This window comes from Halalkaliarchaeum sp. AArc-GB (genome assembly GCF_031432225.1).
Lineage (GTDB): Archaea > Halobacteriota > Halobacteria > Halobacteriales > Haloferacaceae > Halalkaliarchaeum.
Genome location: NZ_JAVKGM010000014.1, coordinates 18,662 through 38,468 on the forward strand (window position 1 = coordinate 18,662; position 19,807 = coordinate 38,468).

Annotated in this window: 23 protein-coding genes and 1 tRNA gene; 13 read left to right on the forward strand and 11 right to left on the reverse strand. The window is 64.0% G+C overall.

From position 1 onward, the window contains the following. Nucleotides 1-11 precede the first annotated feature (11 nt). Nucleotides 12-815, reverse strand: coding sequence for a helix-turn-helix domain-containing protein (locus RH858_RS12485; RefSeq protein WP_310562042.1), 804 nt, complete (start codon nt 813-815; stop codon nt 12-14). Between the two features lie 386 nt (nt 816-1,201). Here RH858_RS12485 and RH858_RS12490 point away from each other — a divergent pair, with 386 nt between their 5' ends. After that, nucleotides 1,202-2,002 carry a helix-turn-helix domain-containing protein gene (locus RH858_RS12490; RefSeq protein WP_310562043.1) on the forward strand — a complete coding sequence of 267 codons (801 nt, stop codon included), beginning with the start codon at nt 1,202-1,204 and terminating at the stop codon, nt 2,000-2,002. Nucleotides 2,003-2,041: 39 nt separating this feature from the next. On the opposite strand, the gene RH858_RS12495 is transcribed toward RH858_RS12490, so the two are convergent. From RH858_RS12495 to RH858_RS12520, 6 genes are all read right to left on the reverse strand, one after another. Continuing rightward, a complete protein-coding gene (locus RH858_RS12495; protein ID WP_310562044.1) occupies nt 2,042-2,377 on the reverse strand; it encodes an ArsR family transcriptional regulator in 336 nt (111 codons plus the stop codon). A gap of 108 nt (nt 2,378-2,485) precedes the next feature. Further along, complete coding sequence (locus RH858_RS12500) at nt 2,486-2,929, reverse strand: hypothetical protein (RefSeq protein ID WP_310562045.1); 444 nt, start codon at nt 2,927-2,929, stop codon at nt 2,486-2,488. Beyond that, nucleotides 2,926-3,384 carry a hypothetical protein gene (locus tag RH858_RS12505; protein ID WP_310562046.1) on the reverse strand — a complete coding sequence of 153 codons (459 nt, stop codon included), beginning with the start codon at nt 3,382-3,384 and terminating at the stop codon, nt 2,926-2,928. The genes RH858_RS12500 and RH858_RS12505 overlap by 4 nt, the downstream gene beginning before the upstream one ends. Before the next feature lie 59 nt (nt 3,385-3,443). Next, a complete protein-coding gene (locus tag RH858_RS12510) occupies nt 3,444-3,632 on the reverse strand; it encodes a hypothetical protein (protein ID WP_310562047.1) in 189 nt (62 codons plus the stop codon). Between the two features lie 56 nt (nt 3,633-3,688). After that, nucleotides 3,689-4,882, reverse strand: a complete 1,194-nt coding sequence (locus RH858_RS12515; protein WP_310562048.1) for a pyridoxal-phosphate dependent enzyme — start codon at nt 4,880-4,882, stop codon at nt 3,689-3,691. Between the two features lie 23 nt (nt 4,883-4,905). Next, nucleotides 4,906-5,289 carry a DUF5798 family protein gene (locus RH858_RS12520; RefSeq protein WP_310562049.1) on the reverse strand — a complete coding sequence of 128 codons (384 nt, stop codon included), beginning with the start codon at nt 5,287-5,289 and terminating at the stop codon, nt 4,906-4,908. A gap of 98 nt (nt 5,290-5,387) precedes the next feature. Here RH858_RS12520 and surE point away from each other — a divergent pair, with 98 nt between their 5' ends. Continuing rightward, on the forward strand, nt 5,388-6,215 hold the full coding sequence (gene surE, locus RH858_RS12525; RefSeq protein WP_310562050.1) for a 5'/3'-nucleotidase SurE: 828 nt from the start codon (nt 5,388-5,390) through the stop codon (nt 6,213-6,215). A 135-nt stretch (nt 6,216-6,350) separates the two neighbouring features. Here the strand turns inward: surE and RH858_RS12530 are convergent, their stop codons facing one another. Next, on the reverse strand, nt 6,351-6,851 hold the full coding sequence (locus RH858_RS12530; protein ID WP_259536047.1) for a DUF555 domain-containing protein: 501 nt from the start codon (nt 6,849-6,851) through the stop codon (nt 6,351-6,353). A 212-nt stretch (nt 6,852-7,063) separates the two neighbouring features. Between RH858_RS12530 and RH858_RS12535 the strand changes: the two genes are divergently transcribed. Genes RH858_RS12535 through RH858_RS12545 form a run of 3 tightly spaced genes read left to right on the forward strand, consistent with a single transcriptional unit; the run spans nt 7,064 to nt 9,437 of the window. Then, entirely contained in the window at nt 7,064-7,540 is a 477-nt protein-coding gene (locus RH858_RS12535) for a hypothetical protein (protein WP_259536049.1), read from the forward strand. Between the two features lie 12 nt (nt 7,541-7,552). After that, a complete protein-coding gene (locus RH858_RS12540) occupies nt 7,553-8,473 on the forward strand; it encodes a hypothetical protein (protein ID WP_259536051.1) in 921 nt (306 codons plus the stop codon). A 40-nt stretch (nt 8,474-8,513) separates the two neighbouring features. Beyond that, on the forward strand, nt 8,514-9,437 hold the full coding sequence (locus RH858_RS12545; RefSeq protein ID WP_259536053.1) for a metal transporter: 924 nt from the start codon (nt 8,514-8,516) through the stop codon (nt 9,435-9,437). 17 nt (nt 9,438-9,454) lie between these two features. On the opposite strand, the gene RH858_RS12550 is transcribed toward RH858_RS12545, so the two are convergent. Beyond that, nucleotides 9,455-9,964, reverse strand: coding sequence for a hypothetical protein (locus RH858_RS12550; protein ID WP_310562051.1), 510 nt, complete (start codon nt 9,962-9,964; stop codon nt 9,455-9,457). Between the two features lie 179 nt (nt 9,965-10,143). Here RH858_RS12550 and gatD point away from each other — a divergent pair, with 179 nt between their 5' ends. The 3 genes from gatD to RH858_RS12565 are packed head-to-tail and all read left to right on the forward strand — an operon-like array spanning nt 10,144 to nt 12,767. Next, nucleotides 10,144-11,448: a Glu-tRNA(Gln) amidotransferase subunit GatD gene (gene gatD, locus RH858_RS12555; protein ID WP_259536057.1), complete on the forward strand. Its 1,305-nt coding sequence runs from the start codon at nt 10,144-10,146 to the stop codon at nt 11,446-11,448. A 16-nt stretch (nt 11,449-11,464) separates the two neighbouring features. Beyond that, a complete protein-coding gene (locus RH858_RS12560; protein WP_259536059.1) occupies nt 11,465-12,490 on the forward strand; it encodes a GNAT family N-acetyltransferase in 1,026 nt (341 codons plus the stop codon). Between the two features lie 49 nt (nt 12,491-12,539). Further along, nucleotides 12,540-12,767: a hypothetical protein gene (locus RH858_RS12565; protein WP_259536061.1), complete on the forward strand. Its 228-nt coding sequence runs from the start codon at nt 12,540-12,542 to the stop codon at nt 12,765-12,767. Nucleotides 12,768-12,819: 52 nt separating this feature from the next. Here RH858_RS12565 and RH858_RS12570 read toward each other — a convergent pair whose 3' ends face one another. Continuing rightward, on the reverse strand, nt 12,820-13,974 hold the full coding sequence (locus tag RH858_RS12570) for a PGF-CTERM-anchored ABC transporter substrate-binding protein (protein ID WP_310562052.1): 1,155 nt from the start codon (nt 13,972-13,974) through the stop codon (nt 12,820-12,822). Nucleotides 13,975-14,114: 140 nt separating this feature from the next. Here RH858_RS12570 and btuC point away from each other — a divergent pair, with 140 nt between their 5' ends. From btuC to RH858_RS12595, 5 genes are all read left to right on the forward strand, one after another. Then, entirely contained in the window at nt 14,115-15,197 is a 1,083-nt protein-coding gene (gene btuC / locus RH858_RS12575) for a vitamin B12 ABC transporter permease BtuC (RefSeq protein WP_310562093.1), read from the forward strand. Continuing rightward, entirely contained in the window at nt 15,194-16,609 is a 1,416-nt protein-coding gene (locus RH858_RS12580) for an ATP-binding cassette domain-containing protein (protein WP_310562053.1), read from the forward strand. Before btuC ends, RH858_RS12580 begins: the two co-directional genes overlap by 4 nt. A gap of 31 nt (nt 16,610-16,640) precedes the next feature. Further along, nucleotides 16,641-17,663, forward strand: a complete 1,023-nt coding sequence (locus RH858_RS12585; RefSeq protein WP_310562054.1) for a class I SAM-dependent methyltransferase family protein — start codon at nt 16,641-16,643, stop codon at nt 17,661-17,663. Nucleotides 17,664-17,719: 56 nt separating this feature from the next. Beyond that, nucleotides 17,720-17,792, forward strand: a tRNA-Thr gene (locus RH858_RS12590). A gap of 293 nt (nt 17,793-18,085) precedes the next feature. Continuing rightward, the gene (locus tag RH858_RS12595; RefSeq protein ID WP_310562055.1) at nt 18,086-18,436 is read left to right on the forward strand and encodes a hypothetical protein; all 351 of its coding nucleotides are present in this window, start codon (nt 18,086-18,088) and stop codon (nt 18,434-18,436) included. Between the two features lie 70 nt (nt 18,437-18,506). On the opposite strand, the gene RH858_RS12600 is transcribed toward RH858_RS12595, so the two are convergent. Then, the gene (locus tag RH858_RS12600; protein WP_310562056.1) at nt 18,507-19,745 is read right to left on the reverse strand and encodes a hypothetical protein; all 1,239 of its coding nucleotides are present in this window, start codon (nt 19,743-19,745) and stop codon (nt 18,507-18,509) included. Nucleotides 19,746-19,807 lie beyond the last annotated feature (62 nt).

Consider the following 19,807-nt stretch of genomic DNA (forward strand, 5'->3'; position numbering starts at 1 on the left):
CGGGTGGGTTCTCAATTCCCCGGATCCCGTATCGGTATCAATCCCTGAGCCATGAGTCGACGGGCGATCACGACCAGACCGTTTCCGAATCCGCCACCGAAGATCGCCCGTTCCTCCTTCGTTTCGGGCACGATCGAACTCACGAGGATCGTCGACCGATCCACCAGCAGCAACCGACCGACTGCGGTGTCGTTCTCTACAGAAGTCTCTGTCCCCAACCACTCGAGGCCGGAAACGAACGTCGTCGCCTCCGGGACGGCAGTTCGAATCCGATCCTGCACAGACTCCGTCAACGAACCCACGATCACCTCGACGTTGTCGCTTGCCGCCTCGAGTGCATCCAGCAGGTCTTCGGTCAGCAGCGATTCGTCGCCGACGACGAGAACGATCTCCTCCGACGCGTCCTCGATGAGATCGTTCGTCCGGTTTTCGATCGCGTCGTGCCCCGCCATCGCCCACACCTCTTGAACGGGCGATTCGTCCTGGTTGTCGATGGTATCGACCGTCTCCAGTGTCTCCTGGAGGCGTTCGACGCGCGCCTCGTACTGGTCGCGAAGCGTTTCCGTGGCCTCGTCGAGCGGTACTGCCCGGAACTGCTGTGGACTCGAATGTTGTATCTCCACGAGACCCTGCGCTTCCAGCACTCGGATCGCGTCGTACACCCGCGTCCGGGGAACCTCGGTCAGTTCGCTGAGCTTCTTTGCCGTGCCGGTTTCGAGACGGATCAGTCCGACGAAACAGCGGGCCTCGTACTCCTTGAGGCCCAACTGCTGGAGCACTGCTACCGCCTCTTCCAGTTTTTCCGTTGTATCCATGTGTCCCAACCTCCCGGAATGTCCCGGGACTGTACAGGGTACTTCGACCCCGATACGGTTAGTTTTTGTCACTCTCACCACCACGAAAAAACGACTGTGATCGAGTGGGTCCAATACCTGCGTCGAGTACGGCATGTACCGCGGTTTTGAAGATGATTGTTGTGATTTTTCGAGTGACTATTGTCCTCCGCCTCGTTCTCAGTGGAGATGTTCCATGAATCTCGATACCAGTAAGTCACTCGTTTAATCACAAAAGAGATATACCGCCCAAGAGCAAACTGTTCTACTGGCACGCAGTTCAGTGCTGTGTCCCAACCACCTTGCTGCTGCGTGCTCCCCGGCCACACTCGTGGTCGGGGTACTACTGATGTCGAACCATCGAACTGATGAGTAGCGAGCCACCCGAAAACCCACGTTCGGTCGCGATCGAGCAACTCGAGGAGATCGGTTTGAGCACGTACGCCGCCCGGACGTTCGTCGCATTGTCCAGTCTCGGCACGGGAACAGCACGGGAGGTGAGCCGGGTTTCGGAGGTTCCACGCACCCGCGTGTACGACGCGGTCGAGGAACTCAGTGATCGGGGTCTCGTGGACGTCCAGCACTCGACGCCGAAGGAATTCTGGACCGTCTCTGCGGAAACCGCAGCACGCACGTTCGAGCGCGAACTGCACAATCGAACGACGACGCTCCAGGCGGCCCTGGAGGAACTCCAGCCAGTCGATCGACGTACCGAACAGCGGGGGGTATGGACGGTGGACAGACAGACGGCCGTCACACAACGCGTCCTCGAGTTCTTCGACGAGGCGGAGGAAGAAATCGTCTACATGACTGTCGAGGATCTCCTGGTCGACGAACTGATTACAGGCCTCAGTGCGGCTCACGACCGGGGTGTCTCCATCAAACTCGCGGGGATTTCCCCGGCCGTTCAAGAGCGGATTCAAGCGGACATCCCCGGGGCGACGGTGTTCGAGTCGCTGTGGCTCTGGTCGGACACGCCGGCGGGTCGGCTGTTGATGGTCGACGGGCGAAGGATCCTCGTGAGCGCGCTCGTCAACGGCGACGACGCGAAACCGTCCGATCCGAGATCCGAGACTGCGATCTGGGGAGAAGGAGAGGCGAACAGCCTGGTTGCGGTCCTGAAAGCGATATTCACCTGGCAGCTCGATAAAACCGACTTGAACCGGTGAGCCGCTGACCGATAGTTGGCCCCCAGAGAAGAGCGGAGATCAGGGGCTGGGGGGTATCGACTCCTCGGGAAGAGAATCGAGTATCGCTTCGAGTCGTTCGTGGCCCCGATATCGGACCGTCCCGTTACCGGACTCGTATTCGACGACGTCGAAGTCTGCCATCTTCGGGAGATGGTTGTGGTGCAGGTGAAGCGCGATACGGTCCCGATCCAGATGCGAGTCGTTCTCTCCAGCCCATTCGGAGGCGTCCAATCGATCAACGAGGGCCTCGACGGTAGTTTCGCCGTCCTCCTTCTGTCGTAACTCGCGGATGATTCGGCGTCGCCGCCGATCGGCGACGAGCTCGAGACACGCGTCGAGGTCCTGACTCGTCATACAGTTTCATAGACCTGCTCGTCACATCAATCACCCCGGTTTTCCACTCCGAATATGTTGTCATTAACCGAGTGACACCCCGTCGACGAGCCTCAGGCTGTCGACTTTTCAGCTATCGTCGTGTGGATCGTCGTCCCGAATCGTGCCGATCCCCTGGCGCGCCAGTTCGGTGACGGCGTAGCCCCGTCGTCCGTCGACAGTCGCCTCCTCGATCAGTCCGGCGGCACGAAACTCCGAGAGCGCCCCGTGGAGGTCGGACTCACAGAGATCGACGGCCTCGAGTAACTCGCGGGCCGAGACGCGCTCCCTGTCGACGAGTTCGACGAGCAGTCCCAGGGTCACCTCGTCGTGCACGGCTGTGAGTACTGCTCGCACGGGTTCCGGGACCGCGGTCGCGGCCACCGAAAGTGGCGACTCGCCGGAAACGGGTTCCAGCGACGCGTTCGGCAGGTGGGCGGTCTCGCCGGTGGCCGGGTCCCGAACGAGACTGGCATCGGAGGACTCGCGCAAGAGCACGTACACCGTGCCGTCCTCGTCGCGAACGGTTCTCACGGTTGCGTCACCTCCTCGTCTGTCGGCTTCGATTCTGTCGCGTCTGACGGCTCTTCCTCGCTCCAGTCGCGTGCGTCGTACTCTCGATAGTACTGATACGTCCGGACGCCGGCGAGCGCGCCGACGAGCACGAGCGCCCCGCCGATCCGGTCCATCCCCTCGAAGTACCACACCATGACGCCGAGGCTGAACGCCAACAGCGCGAGGTTCAGCGCGACGACGCTGGCGACGAACAGCCGGAGCAGCTCGGGATGGATCTCCTGGATCGCCCCCTCGAGCTGTTCGTCCGTGGCGTCCCCTCCGAAGGTCCGAACCGACGGTGCTTCGCGACTCTCGACGGAACTCGGTTCGATGGAGACCGTTTCCGCGAGGTCGAACCGCTCTGTAAACTCACCGGAGTCGCCTGACTCGTCGGATTCGTCGACCGTCTCCTCCGCGCCGCCGGTTTCGGTCACTACTCGCAGGTAGGCAGCCGTCGGGAAAAAGCGATTCGCTCTTCAGGGCAGCCTGGCGGTCACGCGTGTTTGTCCAGATCAAGCGCCACCGCCGCCTCGACCCACGCGAGTGGGTTTTCCGCGTCGTAAAACACCACGTTCCCGTCGTCCTCGTACGCCTCCACGGTGTCGTCGTCGAACGCCGACCGGGTGGCGTCCGCTGACGGCGACCGTTCCAGCCGTGACCCGTCGTCGGAATGCGCGGTCATGGTCCGAAGTCTGGTAATTGTTGACACGGCATATGTCTTTCCGTCGCGGCAGCAGTTCAGATTCCCTTGCTCATCAGGTGACTTCGGAGCACGTCTGGGGTTTTCCCACCCGATTCGGTATTGAGCAGTACGACCTCGGCGTCGGAATCGAGCTGTGATGCGAGTTCCCAGGCGCCGGCGGCTGCAGCCCCGCCGCCGGGGCCCATCTCCACGACAGTGGTCTGATTGATCGTCACTGCGCTCTCGAGGATCTCCTCGTCCTCGACGGTGACTGCCCGGCCGTCGATCCGATCGAGTGCCTCGAGCGCCCGCGATCCACCCTCGGGATCGGGGATCTCGAGTTCCCCGACGATCGTGTCGGGAACGTCCCACGGCTCCGGCTGGCGGAGGCCGCGCTCGTGGGCCGCTGCGATCGGCGCGCAGCCGGACGGTTGGACCGCGATCACGTCGGGACTGCAGTCGATCAGGTCCAGGTCGACGGCGAGTTCGAATCCGCGGACGACCCCCACGAGGAGTTCGCCGGTTCCGGTCGGGACGAACACGGCGTCCGGGATCGTCCAGTCCCGGTCTGCGAGCAGCTCCAGCGCGACGGTTTTGGCCCCCTCGTGGCGATACGGCGTGGTGAACTCCTGCAGTGAGTAGTAGTCGGCCGCGAGCTGGTCGTCGATCGCCGCCCGGGCGTCGTCGTAGCGTCCGCCGACGACCTGCATCTCTCCGCCATGGACGTTCACCATCGCCTTGTTCGAGAACGCACACCGGGAAGGAACGAACGCGTACAGCCGGAGATCCACCCGGCCGGCGTACGCCGCAGCCGACTGGGCAGCGTTGCCCGCTGCAGCGAGCGCCAGCGGTTCGACGTCGTCCCCCACCGCGTGACCCGCTGCAGCGGTCACAGCGAGGCTGAGTCCCCGGTCGAGAACAGTTCCGGTCGGATTTCGGGACTCGTCTTTGATCTCCACGCTGGCGACGCCGAGTTCTTCGGCGAGCCGATCGGCGTCGACGAGCGGCGTTCCTCCCTCGGCTGCGCCGACCCGGTTCCGTGCGGGGAAGGGCAACACGGCGTCGAACGCCCACATGCCGCCCGGATCCGGATGGCGTTCGATCACGTCGGCGCGGACGTCGACGGCCGAGCGGTCGTACGTCGGATCGAGCGGTCCGTTACAGTTCGGGCAGCGTCCTGCGGTGTCGGCGTCGTGAACGGTACCGCAGTCGGTACACTCGAGACCGGAAAACGCCTTCGTCGTCTCCATACTGGCGGTTCTCGCCCGCGCTACTAATCTCCCGCTGTTTCGGGGTCCTCTCGGTCGCCGCTTCCCGTCGGAGCGTCGTCGGGTGACTCCGCCTCGCTTTCGCCGGATTCGGCGTCACGCTCCTGGTCCGGGGTTTCCTCGGCGGTTTCCTGGACACCTTCGGCGTCGGAGATGTGTGCCTCTGCACTCACGGTTTCGACGTCGATGTCGAGCTCTTCGGCGACGGCGTTCAACAGCGCACGCTGTTCGGCCATCTCGTTTTCGAGCCGCTTTACGCGGTCGGTCGTGTCGGTGACGCTGTCGTGGGTTGCCTGTACCTGCTCGCGGAGTTCGTTGAGCCGCTGATACATCTTTTCGGCCGTGTCAGCGAGCGTCTGGATCTTCTTTGCGGTTCCACCGAGTCCCATGGTCGACGTATTTATCCCTGGCCTTGTGTGCGTTCCGCTTGTCGTCTCTCCGCCGGTTGCGACCGAGCCCTTTTCAGGGTACGCAGTCAGATTCGGGTATGGACGATGGTCGGATGCGTATCCTGCTGACGAACGACGACGGGATCGACAGCGTCGGGTTCCGGGCGCTGTACGACGGCCTCTCCCAGATCGCGGACGTAGTTGCTGTCGCACCCAAGAACGACCGGAGTTCGGTCGGTCGAGCGCTGTCACACGAGGTGCCCGTGGAGGAACACGAACTCGGCTACGCGATCGAAGGGACCCCCGCCGACTGCACGGTCGCCGGACTGGAGGTACTCTGTCCCGACGTCGACCTGGTCGTCGCGGGCTGTAACAAAGGCGCGAACATCGGGGCGTACACGCTGGGTCGGTCGGGGACAGTCTCCGCCGCGGTGGAGGCGGCCTTCTTCGAGGTGCCTGCGATCGCCGTCTCGCTTTACATCCCCGTCTCCGACGACTGGGAGAAGCTGGCGACCGAGCCCGAAGACTTCCGGCAACCCGTCGAAATCGCGGCGTTTCTGGCGGAGCACGCGATCGACGCCGGGGTGTTCGAAGGCGTCGACTACCTCAACGTCAATGCCCCGTACGACGCGACCGACAAGCCGGACGCCGACAGCGGAGGGGTTGCGGGGGAACGCCTTCCCGTCGACGTCACGAGACCCTCGCGGCTGTACGACATGACCGCCGAACGAAACGGGGATTCGATCCGGCTCCGGGACCGGATCTGGGAGCGAATGGCCGACGGCACCCTTCCAGAACCCGAGGGAACGGATCGATACGCAGTCATGAACGGACGGGTGTCGGTGTCACCGCTCACTGCACCACACACGACCGAGCGCCACGGAGCACTCGCCGAACTACTCGACGGATACGGTTCGACTGAATAGAGCCGCAGAATACGGGGAACTCACCCCGGGGTCAAGTCCCGGGGCAGTCGCCTCGACCGCCTGTACAGGAACCACCGGACAGTCGATGTCCGATGCAGGATGGATCCCGTCGGCACTTCCTCGCCCGACTGTCGATTACTCGTCTACCATCTCTTCGAACTCCGGCAGCAGGTCGTCGTCCCCGTTACCGTTCCCTCCGTTTTCGTCGTCCGATCCGCTATCGGTGGGGTCGTCGGATCCGTCGCCCTCCTCGGTTCGGCCGTTCCCGTCTCCTTCCTCACCGCTTTGCTCGTCTTGCTCGTCCGGGATTACTTCGACCTCGAGCACTTTGAGGGGAATGTTGCGGAGTCGCTGTCCGATCTCCTTGCGTGCGATCCGACTCGCGTGTTCTTCCCGTTCGACGTTGAACACCGTCATCTCCAGCTCCAGCGCGACGAGCGCCTCGTCGGCGGCGATGAACGCCGGCGGCAACGACTTCCCGTCTGGGGTGGTTCGCTCGCCCATGTTGATCTCCACGTAGTTGAGATCCGGGTTCAACATCTCTCCCGTCTTCGAAATTGCGATCCGAATCGCCTCGTCGGGCGTTTCCACGTCGTACACCGGCACCGCAGCTTCGACGACGACTCGGCAGTCCATAGTGTTCGATACTACAGTGTGATGATGTATGAAGGTTCGCCCGCGAACCCGCACTGAAGAGGGGTGATCCAGACGAACGGGAAATCAGATCGCCGATCGTACCGGTCTGGGTTCGGGAATGTCACACGTACAGATAGATAAAAGTGGGACGATGTTATCGTTTTGAGAGAATATCACACGGAATAGATTTCATCGCGGACGAATTTTCACACATGGTCACACGAAGGTACCTGTTAGCGGGGGGAGCCGCGCTCGCCTGTTCGGCGACGCTTGCGGGCTGTACAGGAATGTCGTCCGATGACGGCCCGTTCGAGTTCGAGACGGTGGCGTTCACGGACGGACAGCCGGAGGGGTACGAGGAGTATGACGAGCAGCCCGACAACACGTACGCGGTCGGCGAGACGGTCTGGGTTCTCGTTGCGGTCCAGAACGTTCCTACAGATGAAGACGGGACTGCAACACTCGAATATACGTTCGACGTGGAGACGCCGGACGGGGACACGTGGGACAAAGATGACCGGGAAGAACGCTGGGAGGACGTAGAGTCAGGGGACGTATTGATCATCTGGGAGGGGTTTGCGACGTTCGAGGAGGATCCGCCGGGCGAGTACGAGCTGACGATCACCGTCGAGGAACAGAGCGTGGGGGAGACGATCCGGACCACCGAAACGTTCACGCTGGAGCAATAGGGGTGAGTACCCGTGAATACTCGACGCGCGTTCGTCGTCAAGGGTGGAGTGGTCGTTGGCGCGACAGTGGGTGCCGGCTGTCTGTCTGATCCGGCCGGCGATCCGGAAGCCGAGGAACCCGAAGACAACGGTCCAGAAGAGGACGAGGAGAGACCGCCGTTTTCGATCGACCGGTTCGCGTTCACGTCAACTCGGGCAGAAGGTCACGGCGAGTATACGGCTCAACCTGACGACCGGTACGAGGTGGGCGAGATGGTCTGGGTGTATCTGGAAGCCTCCAACGTCAGCCCCGATGCGGACGAGCCGCAGCTCGACTCCCAGTGGACGATTCTCGCCCCCGACGGGACCGAACTGGCGGCTATCGAAGAGCCAATATCGATCCCTCAGGCAACGCTCGGGGAGCTCCCGAACGAGGTGTACGTGACCCAGGGATTCGACACCGGGAAACTGGACGTTCCCGAGGCCGGCGAGTACACTCTCGAGGTCACCCTGACCGATCGTGAGTCCGACCAAACGGCCTCGATTTCCCGCCCGTTCAGATTGGTGCAGTTCGAATTCGAGCGGGTGGTGTTCACCGACGGGGAACCGGATGGAATGGACGACTACGACCCCCAGCCGAACGACACGTACGCTGTCGGGGACACGATCTGGCTCCTCGTGAGGGTCCACCACGTCCCCGTCGACAGCGCTGGCACTGCCAGGCTCGTGTACACGTTCGAGATCGACGCACCCGACGGGAGCACCTGGGACGTAGACGACAGGGAGGAGCACTGGGAGCGGGTCGGCGAACACCACATCCTCGCCATCTGGGAGGCCATCTCGACGTTCGAGGATGATCCGCCGGGCGAGTACGAGTTGACGCTCACTGTCGAGGATCAGGTTCACGGCGAGGCGATCCGGACCACCGAGACGTTCACGCTGGAGCAGAATTAGGGAAGCCAAATTTTTTATTTAGGAGGGTAGTACCACCGGTATGGCACTCTCTCGTCGGGTTCGTCACGACGAGTATCCCGACTGGATGCTCGCGTTCGGACCGTTCTTCGTCCTCGCGATCGTCGTTGCCGCTCTTTACGGTGTGATTTCGCTCGTAGGCGTCGACTGGCTCGCCGCGACGGCGACGCTGGACGTGATCGTGGTGTTGACCGGGATCGGCTTCGTCGCGGGGATCCTTCCGGTCGTCGTCGGCATGCTCTGGTTCCCGTACTTCCGGCGGCTCGATCTGGGGTGGATCCACGCAGTGTTGGCGTTTTCGGCGGGGATCCTCGCGTATATCGCCGTCGAGATGGGTCTCGAGGCGGTCGAGTTCGCCGCTGCCGTTCCGGCGCCGTACCTCGGCGAATCGGTCGCAGTCGGAGCCGTGCTCGTCACTGTGGTGACGATGGAACTCGCAAGCCGATGGCGGAAGCGAAAAACCGCGGCTGTTTCGGGTGACGGGCTCCGGGTCGCGTATCTGGTCGCGATCGGCCTCGGATTACACAGCATCGGCGAGGGGCTCGCCATCGGGAGCGCGTTCGTGCTCGGGGAGCTCGGACTCGTGGCGCTTCTGGCCGTCGGGTTCATCATCCACAACGTCACCGAGGGACCGGCCGTCATCGCCGCCCTGGCTCGCGAACAGGAAGCGCCGCCGTTGCGTCACTTCGCCGCGCTGGGTCTGCTCGCGGGCGGCGGGGTCATCGTCGGGGGCTGGATCGGTAGCCTGGTCGACTCGGCGCTGGTCGCCACCCTCTTTTTCGCCGTCGCCTTCGGGGCGATCGTACAGGTCCTGTGGGAGATGGCCGACCTCATCAGTTCGGAGGTGGCAACGCTCGTGACCCGCCGGACTGCGCTCGGGTTCACCGCCGGCATCGCGGTGCTGTTTCTCCTCGAAGAGGTCATCGTCGACGGGCTGCTCTTATAAGCGTCGACCCTCGGGAGTCAGGTTCGCCGCTCCACGCGGAGCAGCAAGACGCCCAACACGAGCAGGATGACAGTGCCCACCGGGACCGGGTATTCGGGGAGCCCGAACCTGAACCGGAGGTAGGTCGCTGCCGCGAACAGCCCCCCGGAAAGAACCAGCAGCGCGCCGACGAGCCTGACCGGGTCGACAGGTCCGGATTCGACGGTTTCTTCACGCAGATAGAATACGACGCCCACCAGCGCCGCAGCGATTACCACGGCACCAGCCCCGCCCCACACCCAGTAGGCGACCGCGACGCTCTCGCCGGCCTGGAGTCGGATCGCCGCCGGGATCGAGTGCAGCGCGATCCCGTTCAGTTCGGGGATCGCGAACCCCCAGCCGTACTGGATTTCGAACAGCGGAAACCGCACCGAGAGAAACCGCCCGTCGAACACGCGCTGGCTGACCGACACGTTCCACGGCAGCAGCACCGCCACCCACGCCGAGATTACCGCGAGCTCGCCCGCGTACTCCGATCGGACCCACATGTGACTGTCTGTACGCCGGTCTGCTGGCGACTTAAAAGGTCGCGGACTCCGATCCGCGGTCGATCCCCGATCGATCCCCGATCGATCCTCGGTCGATCCTCGGCCGATCCCCAGTTGCACACGGTTCCGCGTACGGGCGAACGGATGGTTTCAAGTCCGCAGACGGAAAACCCGCGTGCATGCAACCGGGAGATCGCGTCCGCGTCGAGCGCGGAGGCGTCACGAACGAAGGCGTACTGTTGCCCTCCACCACCGAGGAGTATCTGGTGGTGAAGCTCGACGGCGGCTACAACGTCGGAATCGATCGCGAGGAGGCGTCAATCGACGTTCTGGAGTCGTCCGTCCACAACATCGACGGGGGCGGAGCCGGCGAGGACGGAGTGTCAGAAATCGAGTTCGAGGGTGACCTCCCGACCATCTCGTTGATCTCGACGGGGGGAACGATCGCCTCGACGGTCGACTACCGGACGGGTGCGGTCACCGCCCAGTTCGACGCCGAGGACGTTCTCCGGGCGGTTCCCGAACTCGCCGGGCGGGCCAACTACCGCGGGCGCGTTGTGGCGAACATCCTCTCGGAGAACATGGAGGTGCCGATCTGGCAGGATCTCGCGCGGGCCGTCCACGAGGAGATCGACGCCGGAGCGGACGGCATCGTCGTCATGCACGGGACCGACACGATGCAGTTCACCGCGTCGGCGCTGTCGTTCATGCTCGAGACGCCGGTGCCGATCGTGTTCACGGGCAGCCAGCGCTCCGCCGACAGGCCCTCCTCGGACAACGTGATGAACGCGGTCTGTTCGGTGGAGGCCGCCAAAGCCGACCACGCCGAGGTGCTGGTCTGCATGCACGCTGGCGCTTCCGACGACGTCTGTGCGCTCCACCGGGCCACCCGGGTGCGGAAGAACCACACCTCCCGCCGGGACGCCTTCGAAACTGTCGGGGCGAAACCGCTCGGGGAAGTCGACTACGAGGCGGCCACCGAGACCGGCGGGGACGGCGGCGTCGCCGAGGACGCGATCACGTTCCGTCGCGACTACCGGGACCGCGGGGCGGTCGACCTCTCGCTGTCCCCGGAGCTGGAGCCCGACGTCGAACTCGTGAAGTTCACTCCCGGGATGGATCCGGCCGCCTGGGAGTACCTCGACGGGAAGGACGGCGTCGTCGTCGAGGGGACCGGCCTCGGTCACGTCCACACGGACCTGATCCCTCGACTCGAGGAGCTGGCGGAGGACGGCACCACCGTCGTGATGACCAGCCAGTGTCTCGAGGGTCGCGTCTGCGACCGCGTCTACGACACGGGTCGGGACATCCTCGATGCGGGCGTGATCGAGGGCGGCGACACGCTCCCCGGCACGGCGAAGGTGAAGCTGATGTGGGTGCTCGGGAACGTCGGCGGCGACGCCGTCGCGGCCGAGTCGGTCGCCGAGGCGATGCGGACCGACCTCGCCGGCGAACTGACCGCCGAATCGCAGCCGTGGCGATAACGGGGGTGGATCCGTCATGAGCTCTCGTGATGACGCGGCCGACGGCGGGATCGACGTCACGGTCAGACAGGCACGACCGGAGGACGAAGCCGACGTTGTCGCGTTTACGGCCGACACCTGGAGCGGTAGGGACGCCTCCGATTACATTCCGCGGGTGTTCTCAGAGTGGGTCGAAACGGATGGACCCAACCAGCGCACGTTCGTGCTCGTCGTCGAGGACGATGCTGACGGCGGCGGCACCGAGGACGGTGATGGCGCCGCCGATGTCGACGACGACGGCGAGATCGCCGGGCTCTGTCAGGGGGTGTTGCTCTCGGAGTATGAAGCGTGGGCACAGGGGATGCGCGTGCATCCGGAGTACCGCGGACTGGGGATCTCGCGGCTGCTCACCGACGCGATCTTCGAGTGGGCTGAGGATCGGGGGGCGACGGTGGTGCGCAACATGGTGTTCTCCTGGAACGTGGCCGGCCTCGGCCAGTCCCGTTCGGCGGGTTTCGATCCCTGTACGGAGTTTCGGTACGCGAGACCGGAGCCCGACGGCCATGTCGACCCCGCGCTGTCGATCGGCGCCGACGCGGTCGGCGCCTGGACGTTCTGGGGTCAATCCGAGACCAGGACCCACCTCCGCGGACTCGCAATGGACGACAGCGAATCGTGGGCGCTCTCGGAACTCACCCCAGAAAAGCTCCAGACGGCGGCAAACGAGGACCGTCTCTTCACCGTTCACGATCGGGGCGTCCGCGGGTTCACCTATCGGGATCGGACCTTCGAGCGCGAGAACGAGGACGGTGAACCCGAGCAGTGGGCGCTGTACGCGGTCGGCGCGTGGGACACTCCCGAGGCGGCCGACTCCCTGTTTGCGGCCGTACAACGGGACGCGGCAGCCGTCGGCGTCGACAACGTTCGCGTGATGATTCCCGAGGGCGTCGAGTGGATCAGCGACGTCGCCACAGCACGTGTTCCGGTCGCGGACGAACCTGACTTCGTGATGGCCGCCGATCTGACCGACTCGACGCTCGTTCCGTCGGACGGTCGGCTGTAGCCACGCTCGATGGCTGGGTTTTTACTCGCTCCCACCTGAAAAAGGACTAATGGATCCGCTGGTGGTGGAAAGTTTGCCGACGATTCGGTCGCTCCTCTATTACGGTGCAGTGTACGGCATCCTCGTCGCAGTCGCCTACTGGGTGTACACCGACGCGCGGGCTCGCGGAAGCCGATACGCGGTGCTGTGGGGGCTCGCGACGCTCGTGTTCGCCATCCTCGCGGTGATCCCGTATATGTATCTCCGGTGGCGTGACGGCACGGAGGCGGCCGCCTGATCGTCGGGAGGCTGCTGATTTTAAAAACGAGTCAGCAACAGCGTCCGCGAACCTATTCGACGCGCCGGAGCGCCAGCAGTGCGGCCAAAAGCGTCCCGACGAGGGCGACGACGACGCCGAAGCCGGGCGTCGTCACGTCGGCAGCGTCGTCGGGCGTCTCTTCGGGTGTCTGTTCGTCAGCACCTTCCTCTTCGGTTTCCTGCGCTTCAGTGCTCTCTTCCTCGGCCGCCTCATCGACCGACTCGACGGTGATCTCCGATCGCTCGACGTAGACGCTCTCGTCGTACAGCTCGGGATGCAGCTGCGCGGCGAGTTCGTGTGTCGCCTCCACCATGCTGCGTGGTGCTGGCTGGTTCAGCCACTGCACATCGACGACGACTTCGGACTCTGTTTCACCGGCAGTCGTCGAGGCGTACGGTTCCTGTTCGAGGAAGACACCGGGCATCGTCACCACGAGAACCTCGGGATCCATCTCGAGCAGCACTTCGTCGTTCAGCTGCGGGAAGTCCTCGTGTTCGTGTGCGACGTTGTCGGCACCGGAAACGGTGATGATCTCGTCGATGAACGTGTTGCCGCCGGCAACGAAGCCGTCACCGAGGGGGTACAGTGCGGCAGGACGCTCGTCGGCCTCGGCGGTAACGCTGTTCAGGGCGTCGACGTTGGCGTGCATCCAGGCGTTCGCCTCGGCGGCACCCTCGCAGTTCCCGGTGAGCTTGCCGATCGTTTCCGTCTTCTCGGCGACGTCGTCCGTGTCGGTCGCCTCGGGGAAGTGATAGACTGTCAGGCCGGCCTCGCGGAGGGGTTCGACGTCCTGGGCGCTGACGTTCGGAGCCAGAACCAGATCGGGGTCGGTCGCGACGACCTGTTCGACGCTGGCGCCGAATTCGGCGGAGACGTTGGCCTTCTCCTCGGCGCCATCGAGATAGTGGGCGAACTGTGAGACGCCCACGACCTGCTCTTCACCGCCGATCTCCCACATCGTCTGGGCTGCACTCGGCCCGATCGTGGTGACTCGTTCGGGCTTCTCTTCGATCGTCACCGTCTCGCCGGTCGCGTCGGTCAGTTCGACCGGGAACTCGCACGGTTCGTACGTCGCGTCGGGTTCGTCCACGTCCGCAACCGATGAAGACGCCGCACCGGCCGCAGGGGCGACGCCGACGCCGGCCAAAAGAACGAGGATCGAAACAACGATGGCTGTCCGTTGCATCATCTTGTCCGAAGCGTTAACCCAATAAGTATTTATCTATTGAAAGTGGGGTTGTAGATGTGAGCACCGAGGGAGTCGACCGGCTGGTCCGCGCCGTAACGCGGTGGGAGCCGGCGGCTCGGTCGGCAAAATCGCGAGCAGTGGCGTGGTCGACGTTGTTAGCTGCGCTGCTTGCGGTCGTGGTGACGGTCGCGGCTGGGATCGGCCCCGTGACGATCCCGCCGACCGAGATCGCGAAGATCCTCCTCAATTCGATCCCGGTTCCGGCCGGACTCGAGTTGACCTGGGGCGGTGTTGTGATCGGCGGGCTGTTGCAGCTCCCCGGCATCGATCTGAGCTGGCGCCCGCTGACTGCGTACCCGGTCAATTCGACGCACGAACGGATCGTGATGCAGGTTCGGCTCCCGCGGATCCTGCTTGCCGCACTCGTCGGCTTCTCGCTTGCGGCGGCCGGCACCGTGATGCAGGGATTTTTCCGTAACCCGATGGCGGACCCGTCGATCATCGGCGTGTCCTCGGGCGCGGCGCTGGGTGCGACGGTGTTCATCGTCGCGCCGCTGGCGCTGCCGTTCGGGCTCGGGCTTCGCGGGGCGGCGTTCGCCGGGGCGTTGCTCGCCGCGTTTGCCGTCTACGTGATCGCGACTGAAAACGGCAGGACCCCGGTCGCTACGCTGTTGCTCGCTGGGGTCGCCGTCCAGACGTTCCTGGGGGCGATGATCTCGTATCTCCAGCTCCAGGCGGGTGAGAGTCTCAGACAGGTCGTCGCGTGGCTCATGGGTCACCTCCAGGGGTCGACCTGGAGCGAGGTGCAGGCGACGCTTATGGTCGTTCCGCTGCTTTTCGTCGTTTTGCTCGCCTACTCCCGGGACCTGAACGTCCTCCTTCTGGGCGAGGAGGACGCCAAAGGGCTCGGCATCGAGGTCGAACGCACGAAACGGATCCTGCTTGCCGCCTCCAGCGTGATCACCGCCGCCGGGGTCGCCGTCGCGGGGGTCATCGGCTTCGTCGGACTGATCGTCCCGCACATGCTCCGCCTGGTCGTCGGCCCCGACCACCGCGTACTGCTGCCCGCCTCGGCGCTCGCGGGGGCGGCGTTTCTGGTGGTCGCCGACACGGTCGCACGGGCCGGCGCGACGGAGATCCCGGTCGGGATCGTCACCGCCGCGGTCGGCGCGCCCTTCTTCCTGTATCTGCTCCGCAAACGGGAGGTGCACGAACTGTGAGCCGCGGCGAGATCGATCCGGATCGGCGGTTCGGAAAACCGACCGACCAACGGAACGCGAAGCAGAGCACCGGACGGAACGGGGACAACGGCCACGACAACGGCAACGGCGATCGCGATCTCCCGGTCGAACTCTCGAACGGGGAGACGGTGGGTGACAATCCTGCCGCCGCCGCGGGTTCCAAGCCCGTCGTCGACGCCCGGGGAATCGACGTGTCGCTCGGCGGCGTCCGGATCCTCGAAGACGTCGACGTCACCGTCGACCCCGGGACGCTAGTGGGTCTCGTCGGGCCCAACGGAGCAGGGAAGTCGACGCTACTTCGGGCGATGCGCGCGTTGCTCCCCATCGACGCCGGGCAGGTTCGGGTGGCCGGCGTTCCGGTCCACGACCGGCCCGCACGGGAAGTGAGCCGAACGGTTGCGACGGTTCCACAGACGACGACGCTGTCGTTTTCCTTTACGGTCCAGCAGACCGTGGAGATGGGGCGGACGCCGCACGTCTCCCGGTTCGGGACGCTCGGGCCGGACGACAGGGAGGCGATCCGAGCGGCGATGGAACGGACCGAGATCACCCAGTTCGCCGACCGGTCGATAACCGACGTCTCGGGCGGCGAGCGCCAGCGGGTTTTGCTCGCCCGGGCGCTCGCCCAGGAGACGCCGGTGCTGTTTCTGGACGAACCGACGGCGAGCCTCGACGTGAACCACGCGGTTCGAACCCTGGAAATGGTCGACGAACTCGTCGAGGAGGGCAAGACCGTCGTCGCCGCGATTCACGATCTCGACCTCGCGGCGCGATACTGCGACGAGCTGGTGTTGCTCTCGGACGGCCGCGTACAGGCGTCGGGCCCTCCCTCGGAAGTGCTCACCGCCGAGAGTCTGGAGGAAACGTTCGACGCGACGGCTGTCGTGACCGGACAGCCGGCCGCGGACGCGCCGGGCGTGACGGCGTTTTCGCCGGCGGCGTCTACCGACCTCGGAACGGATTGTCGCGTCCACGTGCTCGGCAACGGGCGTCCGGCGGCGCTTGTCCTGGCTCGCCTCGCGGCCACGGACGCGACGATCTCTCTCGGTCCCGTCCACGAGGGTGACGACGCCGCCGTACTGGCCGACGACGTGGGGGCAGACGCGGTGACAGTCCCGCCGTTTTCGGGGCTGTCCGACGCGACGATCGATCGGGTTCGGGAGGTCGTCTCGTCGGCAGACTGTCTCGTCCGGGCCGGCGACGTGCCGCGCGGGATCGAGAATCTCCTCGAGGAGTCCGCTGGCGAACAACTCCCGCCGGTCGTCGACGTCCGGTCGCTGGAGCCGGACGCCGTAGCGTGTGCGATCGAAGCGCGTCTCGACGCGCGATCCGGTGAGTCCCGCGACGACGGGGCCGTCGATGAAGCCACCGGCGAGACGGTCGAACCGTAGCGCTTTCGCCGGTCGGCTGACTTCTCTCTGTATGTCCGTTCCGTGCGTGGCGGTCCCCCGGGAGCAGGGCGAGGCCGTCCGACAGGCGCTTTCGTCGGCCGGCGTGCTCGACGGCACCCACCGGATCGTCGTCGAGGAGGCTACCATCTACCTTCCGATCACCGACCCGCCGAGCGTTCCCGAGGAGTACGCCGACGCGGTGACCGAGCGGGAGCTCCCCGAACAGGAGCCACAGCGGACCCCGGCTGATCTCCTCGGCTACGACCCGACCTACGAACGACTCGGAGACATCGTCATCCTCGACGAGGACGGCCCCGACCGTGCACGCGAGATCGCGAACGCGGTCGTCGACTCGGACATCCCTGTTCGGACCGTTTTGAACCGCGCCTCGAAGATCCGGGGCGAACTGCGGGTTCGAGACTGGGAGGTGCTCGTCTCCCCGGACGATATCGGTGCGTCGAACCCCTACAGTTCGCCGACGGAGACGGTCCACCGCGAGTACGGCTACGAGTTCTTACTCGACGTCGACGAGGTGTACTTCTCGCCGCGGCTCGCGACGGAGCGACACCGCGTGCTCGAGACGGTCGAACCAGGGGAGCACGTCTTCGACATGTTTGCCGGCGTGGGGCCGTTCGCGATCCCGGCGGCCGACCGGTGGGCGGAGGTTGTGGCCTGTGACCTGAACGAACGGGCGATCGACTACCTCCGGGAGAACGCCCGCCGGAACGGCGTGAGCGACCGGGTCACCGCGATCCACGGCGACGTTCGGGAGGTCGCCACCGACTGGGAGGGGTGGGCCGAACGGATCTTTATGAATCTCCCCCATTCTGCCGGCGAATTCCTCGACACGGCGATCGCTCTCGCGGGAGAGGAGTGTCTGCTCCACTACTACGATATCCAGCACGAGGACGATCCGTTCGGTCCCGGACGGCAAGCGATCCGCGAGGCGGCCGGCGAGGCGTACGACGTGCGTGTCGAGACCGAGCACGTGGTCCGGTCGTACGCGCCCCACGAACTCAACGTCTGTCTGGACGTCCGACTGGTCGAACGGTGACCTGTTGCCCGAATCCGGAACCCTTATTGCCGTCATCGAGATACGAACCAATGCGCGCCGGAGTAGCTCAGCTGGCAGAGCGAATCCTTCGTAAGGATTAGGTCGAGGGTTCAAATCCCTCCTCCGGCTCTTCTGACGGAACGAAGTGGAGTCGAAGAGACGCGTGAGGGATTTGAATCAGGGAGTGCAGCGAGCGTAGCGAGCGAAACGACCGTGGTTCACACTCCCTCCTCCGGATTAATAAATCAGGTTCACTTTTTATTGACTATCTACCTGGGGAGGTGGTGCTGTCTTGAGCCATTTCACGGAAACTTTTGCTTCCACCAATGGCTCGTCGTGGCTGTTCCGTGCCCTGTCCTGTTGCCCTCACTACTGTTCCCGATATACGTCCGTGTCCCGACAGAGGTACCAAATACGGCGAGTTGATCGCCTCCCACGAGTGGGACGACGGAGACGGATCGACCACCCCGCGTGCGACGGTGATCCAACAGCAGGTGACCGTTCGCTGGGACGCCGAGCCCACGCTCGAATTCCAGATCCACATCGAGTACAGTAACCAGCTCTCACCGTTCGCAAGCTACGCAAAGCGCGTCCGACGGGTTCCGGGTTCGATGCAGTACGAGCCGGCTCACAATCGCTCGAGAAATGCCTGCATTTCCGGGTGGGCGTCGATCCGTTCGTCGTCCGGATCCTTGTTCAAGAAACAAACAGGAAACCCCGCCGCTTGCGGCGGGAAGGGACGCGACATGGTGAAAACCAACCGGAGAAGGTGACTAGTTACACCTCGACGATCGTGAGAACACAACTTGCCGTGGACTACTTGACGAACTGATCGAGATGCCACTAGGATTGTTGCTCCTCTCCGGGACCGAGGTCCTGCACAACCTCTTGGCAGCCCTCCGTCACGGGACAAACCATCTCTCGGGAAAACTGATTGCTGTCCCCTCCGGCAGCTAGGTAGAGGTACTCTTCGTCGGTAAAGACGCCGAACTGGCCGTTCACATTTTGGCTGAGTAAATACTCCACAGCGAGCCCGATAATCTCGCCGTACACGCCTCCAAGTGAGCGACCTGCCGCGTTCGAAAGCAACGAGGCGCCCCGACGCAAATTGTACTCGGAGAGCTCGTGGAGAGCGCCACCGAGTTCGAGAAGACCGGTCACGGTCCGGTCGTCCAGCGGAAAATCCGCCGTTCGATCGACCTTCACGTGCTGGCGGACGACCGTCGTCGCTATTGCGGCAACGAACGTGGAGTGATAGTTGTCCACCACGACGTCAGCGTCGTCCGGACCCGTGACGTCTCGATGGGCTTGGCGGAACTCGGGACCTGGGACGAATCCCAATGAATCCGATCGGACGTATACCCAGGACAGTGCCAGGTACTCGATCTCGCGGGGTAACTGGTCCTGTAACACACCGGCAACGAGAAGTTCCAGGACGACGTCGGTGTTACCTTCTGCCAGGTATCGAAGGATCAGCGCGATCAGTGTCGTACGGAGGTCATAGGGAGCAGGGTCCGAAGAAAAAGCCGGATGGGGGATCCCGAAGTTTCGATAATAGAAGACGTTGTGAGTGAGAGCGTAAGCGTCCTGGTCGATAGAGTTGACGACGTCGAACTGTCGGTTTAGACAGCTTGTGGCGATGACGGCGTCCGGGTTCAGCCTGTCAGTCTCGTATCCGTACGCGCAACAGAAAAACCACAGTTCCAGCAGCCGAAACGGTGGTAACTCGACGCTCCAGACTGCCGGTTGCTCCAGAACTCGCTCCGGAACCGTTTTCGCGTCCGCGTCCAGGACTCCGGTCTCATTGGCGTAAAGGAAAGCAGCGTAATAAAGGAGGAACTCCCTCGGATGGCGAATCGGAAGCCGGTAATATCGTGGGTCGTTGATTCGCTTGACGACCCTGTCGGCGTAGTTGACGTCACCGCCGCGATGTCCATCTCGCACGTAGAGGTACAGACAGAGTTCCGAGAACGCTTTTCGTCGGAAATGCCTGTCGTCTTCGTCGTCCCAGGCGAGCGGATCGAACCGGTTGACATGGTTGGCGATCCATCGGTCCGCCAGAGTGTCGATCTCGGAAACCACATCAAAAAATTCTTCGGGAGACGTCGGATAGGTCACCTTCAACCGCTTCCCTGCCTTCACCT